At 60.7% G+C, this 15,737-nt stretch carries 13 protein-coding genes; 12 read left to right on the top strand and 1 reads right to left on the bottom strand.

Going from position 1 to position 15,737, the window contains the following annotated elements; translation table 11 throughout:
• Nucleotides 1-12: 12 nt before the first annotated feature.
• Genes AC1Q5O_RS15390 through AC1Q5O_RS15375 form a run of 4 tightly spaced genes read left to right on the top strand, consistent with a single transcriptional unit; the run spans nt 13 to nt 4,201 of the window.
• Nucleotides 13-1,419, top strand: coding sequence for an efflux transporter outer membrane subunit (locus AC1Q5O_RS15390; RefSeq protein ID WP_492564041.1), 1,407 nt, complete (start codon nt 13-15; stop codon nt 1,417-1,419).
• Between the two features lie 4 nt (nt 1,420-1,423).
• On the top strand, nt 1,424-2,557 hold the full coding sequence (locus AC1Q5O_RS15385; protein ID WP_492564039.1) for an ABC transporter permease: 1,134 nt from the start codon (nt 1,424-1,426) through the stop codon (nt 2,555-2,557).
• Nucleotides 2,558-2,562: 5 nt separating this feature from the next.
• A complete protein-coding gene (locus AC1Q5O_RS15380) occupies nt 2,563-3,294 on the top strand; it encodes an ABC transporter ATP-binding protein (protein ID WP_472459850.1) in 732 nt (243 codons plus the stop codon).
• Nucleotides 3,281-4,201, top strand: coding sequence for an HlyD family secretion protein (locus tag AC1Q5O_RS15375; protein WP_492564037.1), 921 nt, complete (start codon nt 3,281-3,283; stop codon nt 4,199-4,201). Before AC1Q5O_RS15380 ends, AC1Q5O_RS15375 begins: the two co-directional genes overlap by 14 nt.
• A 50-nt stretch (nt 4,202-4,251) precedes the next feature.
• Here the strand turns inward: AC1Q5O_RS15375 and AC1Q5O_RS15370 are convergent, their stop codons facing one another.
• Complete coding sequence (locus tag AC1Q5O_RS15370) at nt 4,252-5,115, bottom strand: AraC family transcriptional regulator (RefSeq protein WP_492564759.1); 864 nt, start codon at nt 5,113-5,115, stop codon at nt 4,252-4,254.
• Nucleotides 5,116-5,360: 245 nt separating this feature from the next.
• On the opposite strand from AC1Q5O_RS15370, the gene AC1Q5O_RS15365 reads away from it, so the two are divergent.
• From AC1Q5O_RS15365 to pepT, 8 genes are all read left to right on the top strand, one after another.
• Nucleotides 5,361-6,833, top strand: a complete 1,473-nt coding sequence (locus AC1Q5O_RS15365) for an alpha-glucosidase/alpha-galactosidase (RefSeq protein ID WP_492564035.1) — start codon at nt 5,361-5,363, stop codon at nt 6,831-6,833.
• 77 nt (nt 6,834-6,910) lie between these two features.
• Nucleotides 6,911-8,986, top strand: coding sequence for an ABC transporter substrate-binding protein (locus AC1Q5O_RS15360; protein ID WP_492564033.1), 2,076 nt, complete (start codon nt 6,911-6,913; stop codon nt 8,984-8,986).
• Nucleotides 8,987-9,112: 126 nt separating this feature from the next.
• A complete protein-coding gene (locus AC1Q5O_RS15355) occupies nt 9,113-10,123 on the top strand; it encodes an ABC transporter permease (protein WP_223615826.1) in 1,011 nt (336 codons plus the stop codon).
• Nucleotides 10,123-11,250, top strand: a complete 1,128-nt coding sequence (locus AC1Q5O_RS15350; protein ID WP_492564030.1) for an ABC transporter permease — start codon at nt 10,123-10,125, stop codon at nt 11,248-11,250. The genes AC1Q5O_RS15355 and AC1Q5O_RS15350 overlap by 1 nt, the downstream gene beginning before the upstream one ends.
• Nucleotides 11,251-11,285: 35 nt before the next feature.
• A complete protein-coding gene (locus AC1Q5O_RS15345; RefSeq protein ID WP_492564028.1) occupies nt 11,286-12,932 on the top strand; it encodes an ABC transporter ATP-binding protein in 1,647 nt (548 codons plus the stop codon).
• A gap of 17 nt (nt 12,933-12,949) precedes the next feature.
• A complete protein-coding gene (locus AC1Q5O_RS15340; RefSeq protein WP_492564027.1) occupies nt 12,950-14,323 on the top strand; it encodes an alpha-glucosidase/alpha-galactosidase in 1,374 nt (457 codons plus the stop codon).
• 8 nt (nt 14,324-14,331) lie between these two features.
• Nucleotides 14,332-14,496 carry a hypothetical protein gene (locus AC1Q5O_RS15335; RefSeq protein ID WP_426137272.1) on the top strand — a complete coding sequence of 55 codons (165 nt, stop codon included), beginning with the start codon at nt 14,332-14,334 and terminating at the stop codon, nt 14,494-14,496.
• A 4-nt stretch (nt 14,497-14,500) separates the two neighbouring features.
• Nucleotides 14,501-15,733 carry a peptidase T gene (gene pepT / locus AC1Q5O_RS15330; protein WP_492564024.1) on the top strand — a complete coding sequence of 411 codons (1,233 nt, stop codon included), beginning with the start codon at nt 14,501-14,503 and terminating at the stop codon, nt 15,731-15,733.
• Nucleotides 15,734-15,737 lie beyond the last annotated feature (4 nt).

Below are 15,737 nucleotides of genomic sequence, written 5' to 3'. Positions count from 1 at the left end.
CGCCATGCGTGCGTGAAGACCATCTGCGTCCTTGCCGGTGCGGCGATGCTGACCGCTTGCCAGAATGATGCATCAGGCTTGGCTCTCTCGGCGCCCAGCCTGCCGGCGCGCTATGCGACCGCCGCGAAGATGCCTGCTGGCCGACAGCGCGACCTGCGCGACTGGTGGCAGGTCTTCGGCGATCCGGTCCTGAGCGGGCTCGTCGTGCGTTCGCTTGGACAGAACCTCACCATCGTCCAGGCGAAACAGCAGCTTGTCGCCGCCCGAACGATGGCGCGGACATCAAGAACGCTTTTCATGCCCACCGCCGATGTATCGGGCACAGCCAATGCCGGAACGGGTTCGACCAAATCGCAGGAACTGCTGCGCCGTCCGGTTCAGCTCAACCTTGAAGTGGGCTGGGAGCTTGGCCTGTTTGGCTTGAGCGAGAACACACAGCGGGCGGCCAAGGCATCCGCCGACATGGTCGCCGAGGACGTCGAAGCGGCACGCATCGCTGTTGCCGCCGAAATTGCCAGCGCTTACGTGCGCCTGCGCGCGCTGCAGGAGCGCGAGGCGATCGCCCGCGCCTCCCTTGCCCTGATCGAGCGCGATGGCAGGCTTGCCGCGGTCAAATACCGTTCCGGCCTCGCCGCCGCATCGGACGCGGAGGAATCCAGGATAAGCTTTGGCGATGCGAAGGCGGAGCAGGCCCGGTTCCAGATGCAGATCGACATCACCCTGCAGCAGATTGCCACCCTTCTCGGGACCACGCAGATCGACACCTCCCTGCAGCACACAAAACCTCAGCCCGTCGCCCGGCTCGACCCCGTCACAGGCCGTCCGGCGGACCTCCTGCGCGCCCGTCCGGATGTCCGGCGGGCCGAACTTGCAACCGTGCGTGCCGCCGCCGATATCGGCATCGCCCAGGCCGACCTCTATCCAAAACTCCGCCTGAGCGGCATTGTCGGCGTTGGCGGGCCGTCCAACGGTTCGCCGTTCGGCATCATGGGCGGGCCGTCGGTTCAAATTCCGGTTTTCGATCAGGGACGGCGGCGCGACGTCGTTGCGGCACGGCAGGCTCAGTTCGACGAAGCTGTTGCGGCCTACCGGCAGAGTGTTCTCGTTGCCTATGAGGAAGCATCATCCGCGCTGCGGGCATGGTCGGCCGTTCATGCCACCACCCGGCAACTGAATGCGAATCTGGCATCCGCGCAAAAAATGCGCTCCGCAACCACGGTCCTCGAACGCGAAGGCCTGAGCGACGGATCCAAGTCGATTGGTTCGGCGATGCGTGTCCTGGCACAGCGCAAGCAACTGGCCGAGGCGCAGGAAGCTGAAGCGCTTGCCCTGATCACATTCTACAAGGCCATCGGCGGCGCTTCGCCCCTGACGACCAGCATGCAAGACGCCGCCCCCGCCCGGCAACGGAAGGGGTAACAAGATGTCCGTTTCGATAGCACGCAAAACATTGGTCCATGAATGGCGGCGGTTTCTGCCGGCGATTGTGGCCGTGGGCTTTTCCGGCGTTCTCATGATCGTTCAGGGCGCCCTGCTTCTCGGCATCATCGGGTCCAATGCGCTTTACGTCACACAGTCCACCGCGCAGTACTGGGTGGGTTTTCCCGGCACGCAAAGCGTGGATCTCGGGCGGCTGATCAGCGCCGGCATCGCAACCAGCCTGTACATGGAACCGAACATTTCCCATGTTGAACGCTTCCTGCTCGGCTCCGGTGACTGGCGCGGCGCACGCGGCGGCGGCACCAGCATCAATATTGTCGGCATTGACGCGCGCCCTCGCAGCATCGGCCTCTCCACGGTTGTTCCCCCGGCAATGCGCAACCTGCTGCAGCAACCCGGAACAGCGCTGGTGGATGCAACCGACAGGCACAAGCTGGCCGTCGATGTCGGCGATACCGCCGAGGTCAATGGCCGCCGCATTCACATTGTCGGTTTGATCGAGGGCCTGCGAGGGCTGGGCGGCGTGAACGTCGTCACGTCGATAGAAACTGCCCGGACTCTGGACAATGCGCTTGGGGCAACGGACGACGTGACCTATTTCCTTTACACCGTGACAAAGTTCGGACCAGCGGAAGCCATTCGCGAGCGTTTGAACAATCCGGCGGGAATCCCGCGCTTTCACGTGTGGTCCGCCCCTGAACTGGCGGGAATGTCGATACGGTACTGGCTTCTCGAATCCGGTGCCGGTATCGCCTTCATCTTCGCAACCATCATCGCCATGCTCGTCGGCGCTCTCGTCACCAGCCAGACACTGATGGCCGCCGTGGCCGGATCCATTCCGCAATATGCAACGTTGCGGGCCCTTGGCGTATCATTCAAGGGACTGCGGGCCATCGTCATCGAACAGGCCGCCTGGGTCGGGGTTCTCGGCTTGGTTGTCGGCGCCGTCTTCAGCACCGCCGCCGCTCTCATAGCCCGCATCTACAGCGTGCCCTTTGAACTGCGGACCAGCATCGTTCTGGCAGCATCCACCGTTGTGCTCACCGTGGCGTTCGCTGCCGGCCTTTTCGCCCTGCGGCGTCTGCAGCACGCCGATCCAGCAACATTGCTCCGGTGACCGCCATGCAGCCAACGATTTCCGCGACCGGCATCAGCAAGGCATTTGTCGTCAAGCAAATCCGCACGATTGCATTGCAGGACGTATCCATCGATATCTTCCAGGGCGAACTGACCCTGATCATCGGGCCGTCCGGATGCGGCAAGAGCACGTTGCTGGCGACGTTGAGCGGTCTGACCATTCCCGATTCAGGCGCGATCAGAACGCTTGGAACCGATCTTGTGGCGGCAAGCGATGCCGAGCGCGATTCCTTTCGGCTGCATCATTGCGGTTTCGTCTTCCAGGGCTTCAACCTGTTCCCGGCCCTGACCGCCGTCGAACAGGTGCAGGTACCATTGGATTATCTCGGCGTTGCCGCTGAAGAGACGGCAGAGCGGGCGGAACGGGCGCTGGAACAGGTTGGTCTCGCCGCCCGGCGCCACCTGCACCCCGCCGAACTGTCCGGCGGCGAAAAGCAGCGGGTGGCCATCGCCCGCGCCATTGTGAAAAACCCCGCCATTCTCTTTGCCGATGAGCCGACCAGCGCGCTCGACAGCGTCAACGGCCAGATCGTCATCGAGATTCTTCACACGATTGCAAGACGAACCCGGGCCACGGTTCTGTGCGTGTCGCATGACCCGCGTCTTATTGCCCATGCGGACCGTGTCCTGCAGATGGAAGATGGCCGCATTCTTCGTGACTGGCGTCCCGCCGCCGGTGCAAAAGCGTCAGGAAATACCAGTCATGACTATGTTTAGCCGCACCTCTCTGCAGTATGCGATCGTTCTGGCAGCGCTGGGCGGTGCCGGTCTGGCGCTCTGGGCCATGTCGAGTGCGACGGAGGCCAATCAGGCGGAAATTGCCCAGGCCAGGCCAGGCATTATTGCGGCGGCGCGCGGTGTCGTGGATGTCGAGGGCGGCCTGCTGCGGCTCTCCACCCAGCGCGACGGGGTGATTCAGGATGTGCCGGTGAAGGAAGGACAGCGGGTCAAAGCCGGCGATATCCTCGCCGCGCTCGACAATCGCCGCGAACTGATCGCTGTTCGCACCGCCGAAGCCGAAGCACGCCAGTCCAAGGGCCAGCTGGACGCGTTGCAGACAAAACTGAGTGCCCAGACCCGTCAGGCGGCACGGCTGCGCCGGGCAGCGGCAGGGAATGCCGTTTCGGCCCAGGCGCTTGACGAAGCCGAGGCACAGTTGTCGGTAACCAAAGCCGAAGTGGTCATCGCCGAAGCCGCCTTGGCGGCAGCGGAAAGCCGTGCGGACAACAGCCGTCTCGAAGTCGAGATGCGGCTTGTCCGCGCCCCAATCGCAGCGCGCATCATCCGCCAGTCCGCCCGCGTTGGCGAAGTCGTATCGACGCAGGCCGTTACCCAACTTTTCACGCTTCTGCCGGAGGCACCGCGTATCGTCCGTGCCGAAATTCAGGAGCAGTTCGTCAAACTGGTCAAACCGGGCATGGATGTCGACATCATCGCGGAAAACGACGACACCGTTTCCATCCAGGGACGCGTCATCAGCATCCAGCATGTGCTCGAACAGCCCAAATCGCGGGATGCGCCAGGTGATCGCGTCGACATCCGCACGGCTGAGTGCATCATCAGCATTCAGCCCAAGTCACCATTCCTCATCGGGCAGCGCGTGATTGTCCGCTTCAAAACCTGACCGGATGATCGCAGCAGAGAGCGGCTTCGGTTCGCCGCCCGTCTGCCGCATCAGCTTTCACCCGATCCCGATGCGCGCGTTGAAAGACTGGCATACATGCCCGTGGTGCGGAATTCCGTCGGACTGGCGCCGTAGATGCGGCGGAACACTTTTGAAAAGTAATTGGCATCGTCGAAACCGGTCATGATCGCCACTTCCTTGACCGGAAGGAATGCGGCGTTGGTCAGAAGCTTTGTCGCCCGCTGCATCCGCTTCTGCAGCACGAACTCCGCCGGGGGCAGCCCCTCGCACTCGGCAAAGACCCGGGAGAAATGCGCCCGGCTCAACCCGGATACCCGTGCCAGTTCGTCAACGGGAAGCGGTTTGTCCAGATTGGCGCTGATGTGATCGATGACAGGCTGCATGACGGTCTTCTCGTGCTGATCGACGGGGTGTGAGCCGAACACGCCGTCATAGAGCGCCATGGCGGCCTCGTAGGCGATGGCTGAGGCGCGGCCGGCGGTCTCCGCATCCGCGATCAGGCGCAGGCTGCAATCGGCCAGATGCTCTATCGTCTCGCCCGGCAAGCGCAAAACCGGCCCCTGGGCGGCGAGCACCGAGCGGTGAATGCGCAGCGCTTCCTCGCCATTCATGGAAATCCAGAAATACTCCCAGTGATCGCCTTTCTCGAGCCAGTAGCGATGGTTATGCGGCACGAGGACCAGCAGAGTTTCACCCTCGTGCACCTTGTAGTTGCGGTTCTCATAGCGGAGCATGCCCGTTCCGCTGATCGTGTGCTGCAGGACGGTGAAGGGGGTCTGGCCGCGTTTTCGGCCGTCCCAATCATAGATTTCATCGCGCCGCACCTCATAACCGGTGCTGGTCGGCATGGTGTGCAGCGTATGGCGGCCCCGCGGCAGGGAAACCGTCTTCATGGTGTGCCCGGTATCGATCAGTTTCTGCAGCACAAAATTACCCTCAAAAGCATAATCCCTCTCTATTCGCTCCCACGAATATACGCATAATGCCAATCAAGAACAGCGGATGAACTGCGGGTAAGGAATAGAACAAGGGGAAAGACAGGAAAAACCTGGTCTTTGCAAAGCCCGGTGTTTTTCCGCCGGAGCTACCCTGCCCTGTTGCTTCCACCCGCATTGATGATGGGCAAGGTGAGGTCAGCATGAGCAGTTTCAAAATTGCCATTATCGGCGCGGGCAGCGTGGGTTTCACAAAGAAACTGTTTACGGACATTCTGTGCGTGCCGGAATTCAGGGACATCGAATTTGCCCTGACCGACATCAGCGAACACAACCTTGGAATGATCAGGTCCATTCTCGACCGCATTGTCGAGGCCAACCATCTGCCAACCCGGGTAACCGCCACAACCGACCGGCGCAAGGCCATCGAGGGTGCCCGCTACATCATCAGCTGCGTGCGGGTCGGCGGGCTCGAAGCCTATGCCGACGACATCCGCATTCCCCTGAAATATGGTATCGATCAATGCGTCGGCGATACGATCTGCGCCGGCGGCATCCTTTACGGACAGCGCAACATCCCCGTCATTCTTGACTTCTGCAAGGACATCCGCGAGGTTGCAGAACCCGGCGCAAAATTCCTCAACTACGCCAACCCGATGGCGATGAACACGTGGGCGGCCATTGAATATGGCAAGGTCGACACGGTCGGCCTATGCCACGGGGTTCAGCATGGGGCGGAGCAGATCGCGGAAGTTCTGGGTGCCCGGTCCAAGGACGAGCTCGACTATATCTGCTCGGGCATCAATCATCAGACCTGGTTTGTCGATATCCGCCTGCGCGGACGCAGGATCGGCAAGGAGGAACTCATTGCCGCATTCGAGGCGCATCCCGTCTTTTCCCAGCAGGAAAAGCTGCGCATCGATGTGCTGAAGCGCTTCGGCGTCTATTCCACCGAAAGCAACGGCCATCTCTCGGAATATCTGCCATGGTATCGCAAGCGTCCCGATGAAATCGCCAGATGGATCGACATGTCCAACTGGATCCATGGCGAGACCGGCGGCTATCTCCGGCACTCGACCGAAACCAGAAACTGGTTCGAGACCGAATTTCCGCAATTTCTCGAAGCGGCCGCCAAGCCGATCGATCCGGCACGCCGCTCCAACGAACATGCGAGCCATATACTGGAAGCGCTGGAAACCGGACGGGTCTACCGCGGCCATTTCAACACCCGCAACACCGGGATCATCACCAACCTTCCCGCCGATGCAATCATTGAATCGCCGGGCTTCGTCGACCGGTTCGGCATCAACATGGTCTCCGGCATCACATTGCCGGAAGCCTGTGCCGCAACCTGCGTGGCATCGATCAACGTGCAGCGCATGGCCGTCCACGCCGCCATCAGCGGCGACATCGATCTTCTGAAGCTTGCCGTCCTGCATGATCCGCTGGTCGGCGCCGTGTGCACGCCGGAAGAAGTCTGGCAGATGGTCGATGAGATGATCGTCGCGCAAGCACCCTGGCTGCCGCAATATGCCCATGCGATTGATGCGGCAAAGGAACGCCTGCGCCACAAGACCGTGGCAACGCGTGAATGGAAAGGGTCTGCCAGCCGTTCCGTGCGCTCGATCGAAGAATTGCGGGCAGAGAAAGCATTGATGACGCAGGCCGTGCATTAGCTTTCCAGCGGCTTTTCCCGGCTTGGAGGAGACGGGAATGGCCATACCGGCTGGATCACAATCGAGAGGGAGAGACGATGAGCCATCTGCGCTATTGGAGTACACTCGCCTTGGGTGTTTCGATGCTGGCCGTTCCGGCGGCGGCATCGGAGCCGACAGTTCCGCCTGAACCGCCATCCTTCAAAGCGCAAGCCAAAATCACCTACGTCCCGCGCGATGCGATCCTCGAATTCAAGACCCTGCCCGCCTATCATGAACCGGATTGGATGACCGAGAAATTCGTCAAGACCGGCAAGCTTCCGCCGGTCCAGGACCGGCTGCCCAAGCAGCCGCTCGTCTACAAGACGGCAAACATGCCCGATGGCATCGGTATCTATGGCGATACCTTGCGGCACGTCATCGGCGGCCGGCCGGAGGGCTGGAACTACAGCGGCGGCCAGTCGCAGGGTTATGGAGGCATCGACATCGGCCTGTCCGAATGCCTGACACGAACGGCACCGCTGTTCCAGGTCGAAGCGAGCGACGTCGAACCGCTGCCCAACCTCGCCAAGGGGTGGGACTGGTCACCGGATGGCCACACGCTGATCATGCATCTGGTCGAAGGCGCAAAATGGTCCGATGGTGCGCCATTCGATGCCGATGACGTCATGTTCTATTGGGAAGACAATGTCCTCGATCCCAATGTTTCACCGCTGAATGGTGCCACCCAGGAAACCTTTGGCGTTGGCACAACGCTGAAGAAAGTTGATGCCTATACGGTCCAGTGGACTTTCAAGGATGCATTCCCGCGCCAGTATCTCTATGCCATGGCCTATGGCACATTCTGCCCCGGCCCGGCGCATATCCTGAAGACGAAACATCCTAAATATGCCGGGACAACCTACGACCAATACAAGAATGCTTTCCCGCCGGAATATATGAACATGCCGGTCATGGGTGCCTGGGTACCGGTCGAATACCGCCCCGACGACATCATCGTGATGCGCCGCAACCCCTACTACTGGAAAGTCGACGAAGCCGGCAACCAGCTGCCCTATGTCAACGAGATGCACTACAAGCTTTCCACATGGGCCGACCGCGACGTCCAGACCGTGGCAGGGGCCGCCGATTTCTCCAATCTCGAACAGCCGGAAAACTTCGTGGAGTCGCTGAAACGCGCCGCGCAGGACAATGCGCCCGCCCGGCTTGCCTTCGGGCCCCGCCTGATCGGCTATAATCTCGACATGAACTTTTCCGCCAATGGCTGGGGCGCACCCGATGCACGCGGTCAGGCCGTGCGCGAACTCAATCGCAACGAGCATTTCCGCAAGGCCGTGACCATGGCTATCGATCGCAAGAAGCTCGGCGAAGCCCTTGTCAAAGGACCGTTCACGGCGATCTATCCCGGCGGGCTGTCATCGGCAACGAGCTTCTACGACCGGCAGTCTACCGTCTATTACCCCTTCGATCTGGAGGGCGCGAAGGCTGAACTGGCCAAGGCCGGCCTGAAGGACACCGACGGCAATGGCATCGTCAATTTCCCGCCGGACAAGGCTGGCGGAAAAGACGTCGAGATCACCCTTCTCGTGAACAATGCCTACAGCACCGACAAGAACCTTGCCGAGGGTGTCATCGCGCAGCTGGAAAAACTCGGACTGCGCGTCATCCTCAATGCCCTTGACGGCAACCAGCGGGATGCCGCCAACTACGGCGGCCGCTTTGACTGGATGATCCTGCGCAACAGGTCGGAACTCGCCTCCGTCGTGCAGAACACGGAACAGTTGGCGCCTGTCGGGCCACGCACAAGCTGGAACCACCGTGCCCCGGAAAACGGTGCGGTCGACCTGATGCCCTACGAGGAAGAGCTGGTGAAAATCGTCAGCGCATTCATCGCGAGCCAGGACAATGCCGAGCGGGCTGAACTGATGAAACGTTATCAGAAGGTTTACACCGCCAACGTCAACACGGTCGGGCTGACTGAATTTGCCGGTGCACTGGTCATCAACAAGCGTTTCTCCAACATCCCGTCCGGGGCGCCGATTTTCATGTTCAACTGGGCTGAAGACGCCGTCATCCGTGAACGCGTCTTCGTCAAGGCGGACAAGCAGGGCGACTATGAACTGTTCCCGCAGCAATTGCCGGGAAAACCCGGTGGACCCGGACCGATGAACTGAGCCTCCCAAGGCCTCTGACCCTGCCGGTCGCACCTCGTTGCGACCGGCGGGATGGACTGAAAAATCCAACGGCATGAATGCGTTCAAGCCAGTTTTGAAACCAACACAAGAAAAGCGAACCGGCCCATGCTACGATTCCTGCTTGTGCGTATCGCATCCGCCATTCCGGTGCTGTTTGTGCTGAGCGTGGTGACCTTTGCCATCATTCAGGCACCGCCCGGCGATTACTCCGACTACATCCGCTCACAGCTGATGAACCAGGGCGGCGCATCCTTCGAGGCAGCCGATGCACAGGCGCAGGCGTACCGGGTTGCCAATGGCCTCGACAAGCCGCTGCCCGTGCAATACGTCAACTGGATCGTCGGCATGGTGACCCGCGGGGATTTCGGTCACAGCATGTTCTACAACAAGCCGGTTGCCGATGTGGTTGGCGAGCGGTTGCCGCGCACGCTTCTTCTCGCCCTCACGTGCCATATCCTCGCCTCGATCATCGGGATCAGCTTCGGGATACTGGCCGCCACGCGGCAATATTCATGGGTGGACAGCCTGCTCTCCGGCATATCGTTCCTGGGCATGACCGTGCCGCGCTTCCTGATGGCGCTGATCATTGTCTACATCATGGTGTTTCACTTCAACGTTTCGGAGATCGGCAGCTTTTATTCCCCGCGCTATGGCGGCGCGCCGTGGTCGTGGGGCAAGTTCGTCGATCTGGTCCAGCATGTGTGGCCGGTCGTTGCCATCGCCACCTTTGGCGGGCTTGCCTACAATATGCGCGTGATGCGCGGCAATCTGCTCGACACGCTCAATGCCCAATATGTCGAGACGGCACGGGCCAAGGGTCTGAGCGAGGGTGCGGTCATCATGCGCCATGCGGTGCCGAATGCGCTGCATCCCCTCATCATGTATCAGGGCGTCGTCCTGCCCTACATGCTGACCGGCGAGATCGAAACCGCCATCATCTTCGCACTGCCGACGGTCGGACCCGCCATCGTCGGGTCCATGTGGATCGGAGACGTCTATGTCACGGCGACCTTCATGCTGGTGCTGTCGGCAACATTGATCGTCGGCAACATCATTGCAGACGTTCTGCTGGCGCTGATGGATCCACGCGTTCGCCAGTATGGGGAGGCGCGGTAATGCAAATCCAGATAAGACCACCCGTCGCCGCCGTGGAAATCCGCAAAGCCAACCGCGGCAATGAAAGCTATTCGGCTCTCGTGTGGCGGCGCCTCAAACGCTCCTGGACCGGCATGATCGGACTTGTCCTCGTCTGCCTGCTGCTTGTTATGGCCGTCTTCGCCGGTTTCTTTGCCCCCGTCGATCCCTCCCAGACGGAGATCGGCTTCGCACCGCCGGAAGCCGTGCGCTTCTTCGACAAGGATGGGCATTTCAATCTGCGCCCGCGCACCTATCCGGTCGCCGAGACCGAGGAACTCGATCCGGTGACATTCCAGCCGGTGGTCGGGCTGGACTATGGCAATCCCCGCCTGCTGGGGTTCTTCGTGAAGGGCTTTGAATACAAACTGCTTGGCATCATTCCGGCGGACCGGCATTTCTTCGGCACCCTCGACGGCAAGCCCGTGCATTTCCTTGGCACCGACAAGTTCGGCCGCGACGTACTCTCCAGAGCCATTTACGGCTCCCGCGTCTCGCTGATGATTGCGTTGATTGTCGTCTCCATCGTGACGGTTGTCGGCACGACCGTCGGGCTGGTCTCCGGCTATTTCGGCGGACGGTTCGATGCCTGGACACAGCGTTTCGTTGAACTGGTCCTGGCATTTCCGCAGCTTCCACTGTATCTCGCCCTCAGTTCGCTCATACCCGTCACAGCTCCGACGAGCATTTTCCTCGGTTTCGTCATCATCATCATGTCGGCACTTGGCTGGGCGCAGATGTCGCGCGAAGTGCGCGGCAAGACACTGGCACTTGCGCGCATCGAATATGTGCGTGCGGCGCTGGCGGTGGGCGCTTCGGACCGGCGCATCATTTTCCAGCACATCTTTCCCAATGTCATGAGCCACGTGATCGTTGCCGTCACCATCGCGATCCCGCACATTGTCCTTCTGGAATCCTTTCTGGGCTTCCTGGGGTTTGCGGTGAAGCCTCCCCTGATTTCCTGGGGGCTGATGCTGCAGGACACCGCCACCTATTCCGTCATCGGGTCCTACCCGTGGATTCTCACCCCCGTCGCCTTCGTGCTTGTCACCGTCTTTGCCTTCAATGCCCTGGGCGATGGTTTGCGCGATGCCGTCGATCCCTATTGAGGCCGGAAACCATGCACACGCAGGAACCAAGCATCATGGCACCCGAACAGCGGCTGGACAGTTCAGCCCATCGGGACAATCCGATCATCGATGCCCGCAATGTCGCCGTCCGCTTCACGGTGGAAGACGGAGTCGTGGAGGCCGTCAAGGATATCTCCTTCCAACTCTATCGCGGCGAGACGATTGCCATTGTCGGCGAATCCGGGTCGGGGAAATCGGTGACCGCCCGCACCATCATGGGACTCCTGACAAAGCGCGCCGTGGTCTCCCGGGAATCGAAGATTGCCTATGACGGCAAGGATATTCTCAAGTTCTCAAGCCGGGCCCGGCGTGCGCTGCGCGGTAATCGCATGTCCATGATCTTTCAGGAGCCCATGAGCTCGCTCAACCCGATCTATACGATCGGCAGCCAGATCGTCGAAGCCATCCGCGTGCATCAGCGCATCAGCCGGCGCGACGCCCGGCAACGCGCGCTGGACCTGTTGATACAGGTGCAAATTCCCGATCCGGAATCCCGGCTCAACCAATATCCGCACCAGCTCTCCGGCGGTCAGCGCCAGCGCGTGATGATTGCCATGGCGCTCGCCAACAATCCCGACGTGTTGATCGCCGACGAGCCGACCACCGCACTCGACGTGACGGTGCAGGCCCAGATCCTCAACCTCATCCGCGATCTGCAGAAGCGGCTTGGAATGGCGGTCATTCTCATCACCCATGACCTTACCGTCGTCCGGCAGTTTTCCGATTATGTCTATGTCATGCAGCATGGCGAGGTGAAGGAGCACAACACGACCGCAGCGCTCTTTGCCGCCCCCCGCCACCCCTATACATGCCATCTCCTCGGGTCCGAACCCAGAGGACAGGCCAATCCGATGCCGGCGGACTGCGAAGCCATTCTGGAGGGCAAGTCGGTGCGGGTGACCTACATGCTGAAGCGTGGAGGTTTCTTCAAGCCGCAATTGCACGAGCTTGTGGCTGTCGACAGTCTCAGCCTGAAACTCCACAGACACGAGACGCTCGGTATCGTCGGTGAATCCGGCTCCGGCAAGACCACCTTCGGACAGGCGCTCGTCAGGCTGGTGCATACGGATAGCGGCGAGATTTACTTCGACCGGCAGCCGATCCACGACAAGTCGCGGGCCGAAATGCGGCCGCTGCGTTCACGCATGCAGATCGTATTCCAGGACCCATTTTCCTCACTCAACCCGCGCATGTCGATCGGGCAGATCATCGAGGAAGGACTGGTTATCAACGGGATCGGCGTCAACCGGGCCGACCGTCTCGACCGTGTCCAGAACGCCCTGGCGAGTGCCGGGATGCCGCACAATATCCTGTCCCGCTTCCCGCACGAATTCTCCGGCGGCCAGCGCCAGCGCATCGCCATTGCACGCGCCATTGCGCTCGAACCGGAATTCATCCTTCTCGATGAACCGACCTCGGCACTCGACCTGTCTGTCCAGGCGCAGATCATCGACCTCTTGCGCAAGCTGCAGGATGAGCGCGGCCTCAGTTACCTCTTCATTTCCCACGACCTGAAAGTCGTTCGTGCTCTTTGCCATCGCGTCATGGTCATGCAGCACGGCAAGGTCGTCGAGGAAGGTCCCGTCAACGACGTTCTCTTTCATCCCAAGACCGCCTACACTGAACGGCTTGTCAAAGCCGCCTTCGAGGTAGCCGCATAATCCTCCCGGAGATTGCCATGTCAAAACAGCCCAAAGTCACCTTTATCGGAGCCGGATCGACCGTCTTCATGAAAAACATCATCGGCGATATTCTGCAGCGCCCGGCCCTGTCGGGCGCAAAAATCGCGCTGATGGACATCAATCCGCAGCGCCTCGCCGAGAGCGCCATCGTCGCCGGCAAGCTGGCAAAAACACTCGATGCCAAGGCCGTCATCGAAACGCATACGGACCGCCGGCGTGCACTCGAGAAGGCGGACTTCGTCGTGGTTGCGTTCCAGATCGGCGGATACGAGCCCTGCACCGTCACGGATTTCGAGGTTCCGAAGAAATACGGCCTGCGCCAGACCATTGCCGACACCCTTGGCGTCGGCGGCATCATGCGCGGCCTGCGGACCGTGCCGCATCTCTGGGCAATCTGCGAGGACATGCTGGCGGTCTGCCCGCAGGCCATCCTGCTGCAGTATGTGAATCCCATGGCCATCAACACCTGGGCAATCGCTGAAAAATACCCGACGATCCGTCAGGTGGGTCTCTGCCATTCCGTGCAGGGAACGGCGGGCGAACTGGCGCGCGACCTCGACATCCCAATCGGAGAAATCCGCTATCGCGCTGCAGGCATCAACCATATGGCCTTTTACCTGCAGTTCGAACACCAGCAGCCCGATGGCAGTTACCGCGACCTCTATCCGGATCTTGTCCGGGGCTATCGCGAAGGACGGTTGCCCAAGCCCAGCCACTGGAATCCGCGCTGCCCGAACAAGGTCCGCTACGAGATGCTGACGCGGCTCGGCTATTTCGTCACTGAAAGCTCCGAGCATTTTGCCGAGTACACGCCCTATTTCATCAAGGAAGGCCGTGACGATCTGATCGAAAAGTTCGGCATTCCGCTGGATGAATACCCCAAGCGCTGCATCGAGCAGATCGAGCGCTGGAAGGGACAGGCGGAAACCTATGCCAAGGCCGATAGGATCGAAGTGAGCGAAAGCCGCGAATATGCCTCGTCCATCATGAATTCCGTATGGACCGGCGAACCATCGGTCATTTACGGCAACGTGCGCAACAATGGTTGCATCACGTCCCTGCCCGCCAATTGCGCGGCGGAAGTGCCATGCCTTGTCGATGCGTCCGGCATTCAGCCAACCCATATCGGCGCGCTGCCGCCGCAGCTCACTGCCCTCATCCGCACCAATATCAATGTACAGGAACTGACCGTGCAGGCGCTGATGACCGAAAACCGGGATCACATCTACCATGCGGCGATGATGGACCCGCATACTGCCGCAGAATTGGATCTCGATCAGATATGGTCGCTCGTCGATGATCTTCTTGCTGCGCACGGCGATTGGCTTCCCGCCTGGGCCCGTGGTTCCCGGAAAGTGCAGGCCGCTTAGGCGGAGCGATGCATCGTATCAATTGCAGGGCGGTCACCCTGCAATTGAACACCGGCGGCATGCTTGCGGCGGAGGCGAATGGGAAAAAGCGGGGAGCAAGGCAAAAATCTGTTCACGATGCCGGCGGCAAAGGCTACAGCAGTGCATCACTGGCATGCAAAGGTTGGAGCTGAGCCCATGACCGATACCGTTACCGATCGTTTTCTTCGCTACGTCGTCATCGACACCCAATCGGATCCCAAATCGTCCGCGCAACCGTCCACCGAAAAGCAGAAGAATCTCGGCCATGTGCTGGTTGGGGAATTGCTCGCCATCGGCCTGTCCGATGCGCACATGGACGAGCACGGCTATGTCCACGCAACCATCCCGTCCAATGTCGACAAGCCGGTGCCGGTCATCTGTTTCTGCTCGCACATGGACACGGCCCCCGATTTTACCGGCACGAACGTCAAGCCGCGTATCCTGTATAATTATGGCGGCGGCGACATACAGCTGCCCGGCGATCCGCAGCAGGTCATCCGGGTCAGTGACCATCCCGTCCTGCTTGACCAGATCGGCAATGACATCATCACGACAGACGGAACCACCCTTCTCGGTGCCGATGACAAGGCCGGGCTGGCGGAAATCATCACGGCGGCACAGTTTCTCGTCGACAACCCGGATATCCGCCACGGCACGATCAAGCTGCTGCTCACCGTGGACGAGGAAATCGGGCGTGGCGTCGACAAGGTGGACGTAGCCAAGCTCGGCGCACAGTTCGCCTATACCGTCGACGGCGAAACCGCAGGCCATATCGAGGACGAGAGTTTCTCGGCCGACGGGGTCGACATCACCATCTCGGGCGTTGCTATTCATCCCGGCTTCGCCAAGGACAAGATGGAAAACGCCATCAAGATCGCCGGCGCCATCATCGACCGGCTGCCGCGGGATATTGCGCCCGAGACAACGGAGGGCAAAGACGGCTTCATTCATCCGACAGGTGTCACCGGATCGATGGAAAAGGCGGCGCTCAGCTTCATCATCCGTGATTTTACCGATGACGGCCTTGCCGCCAAGGAAGCCATGCTCGAAGCGCTGGTGAAGGAAGTCATGGCCGGTTATCCCGGTTCGTCCTACACGTTCACCGTCAGGCAGCAGTACCGCAACATGAAGTCCATCCTCGACCGCCACCCGGAGATCGTCGACAACGCGGTTGAAGCGGTCCGCCGGGCCGGCATGGTGCCGGTGCGCGGCAGCATCCGTGGCGGCACCGACGGTTCACGGCTGTCCTTCATGGGCTTGCCCTGCGCCAATATTTTTGCCGGCGGCCACGCCTTCCACTCACCGCTCGAATGGGTCAGCCGCCAGGACATGGAAAGAGCCGTCAAGACGCTGGTCGAGCTCGCAAAGATCTGGGAAGAACGCGCCTAGCGCA

The sequence above is a fragment of the Phyllobacterium sp. MT110 genome, from assembly GCF_058792715.1.
Note: the sequence above shows the minus strand (reverse complement) of the source record. Positions and strands in the feature narration are given on the sequence as shown.

Bases quoted from the DNA above. Each gene is read 5' to 3' on its own strand.
- AC1Q5O_RS15375 (WP_492564037.1), top strand. From the start codon at position 3,281: ATGACTATGTTTAGCCGCACCTCTCTGCAGTATGCGATCGTTCTGGCA.
- pepT (WP_492564024.1), top strand. From the start codon at position 14,501: ATGACCGATACCGTTACCGATCGTTTTCTTCGCTACGTCGTCATCGAC.
- AC1Q5O_RS15385 (WP_492564039.1), top strand. From the start codon at position 1,424: ATGTCCGTTTCGATAGCACGCAAAACATTGGTCCATGAATGGCGGCGG.
- AC1Q5O_RS15380 (WP_472459850.1), top strand. From the start codon at position 2,563: ATGCAGCCAACGATTTCCGCGACCGGCATCAGCAAGGCATTTGTCGTC.
- AC1Q5O_RS15355 (WP_223615826.1), top strand. From the start codon at position 9,113: ATGCTACGATTCCTGCTTGTGCGTATCGCATCCGCCATTCCGGTGCTG.
- AC1Q5O_RS15335 (WP_426137272.1), top strand. From the start codon at position 14,332: ATGCATCGTATCAATTGCAGGGCGGTCACCCTGCAATTGAACACCGGC.
- AC1Q5O_RS15370 (WP_492564759.1), bottom strand. From the start codon at position 5,115: ATGAAGACGGTTTCCCTGCCGCGGGGCCGCCATACGCTGCACACCATG.
- AC1Q5O_RS15340 (WP_492564027.1), top strand. From the start codon at position 12,950: ATGTCAAAACAGCCCAAAGTCACCTTTATCGGAGCCGGATCGACCGTC.
- AC1Q5O_RS15350 (WP_492564030.1), top strand. From the start codon at position 10,123: ATGCAAATCCAGATAAGACCACCCGTCGCCGCCGTGGAAATCCGCAAA.
- AC1Q5O_RS15365 (WP_492564035.1), top strand. From the start codon at position 5,361: ATGAGCAGTTTCAAAATTGCCATTATCGGCGCGGGCAGCGTGGGTTTC.
- AC1Q5O_RS15360 (WP_492564033.1), top strand. From the start codon at position 6,911: ATGAGCCATCTGCGCTATTGGAGTACACTCGCCTTGGGTGTTTCGATG.
- AC1Q5O_RS15345 (WP_492564028.1), top strand. From the start codon at position 11,286: ATGGCACCCGAACAGCGGCTGGACAGTTCAGCCCATCGGGACAATCCG.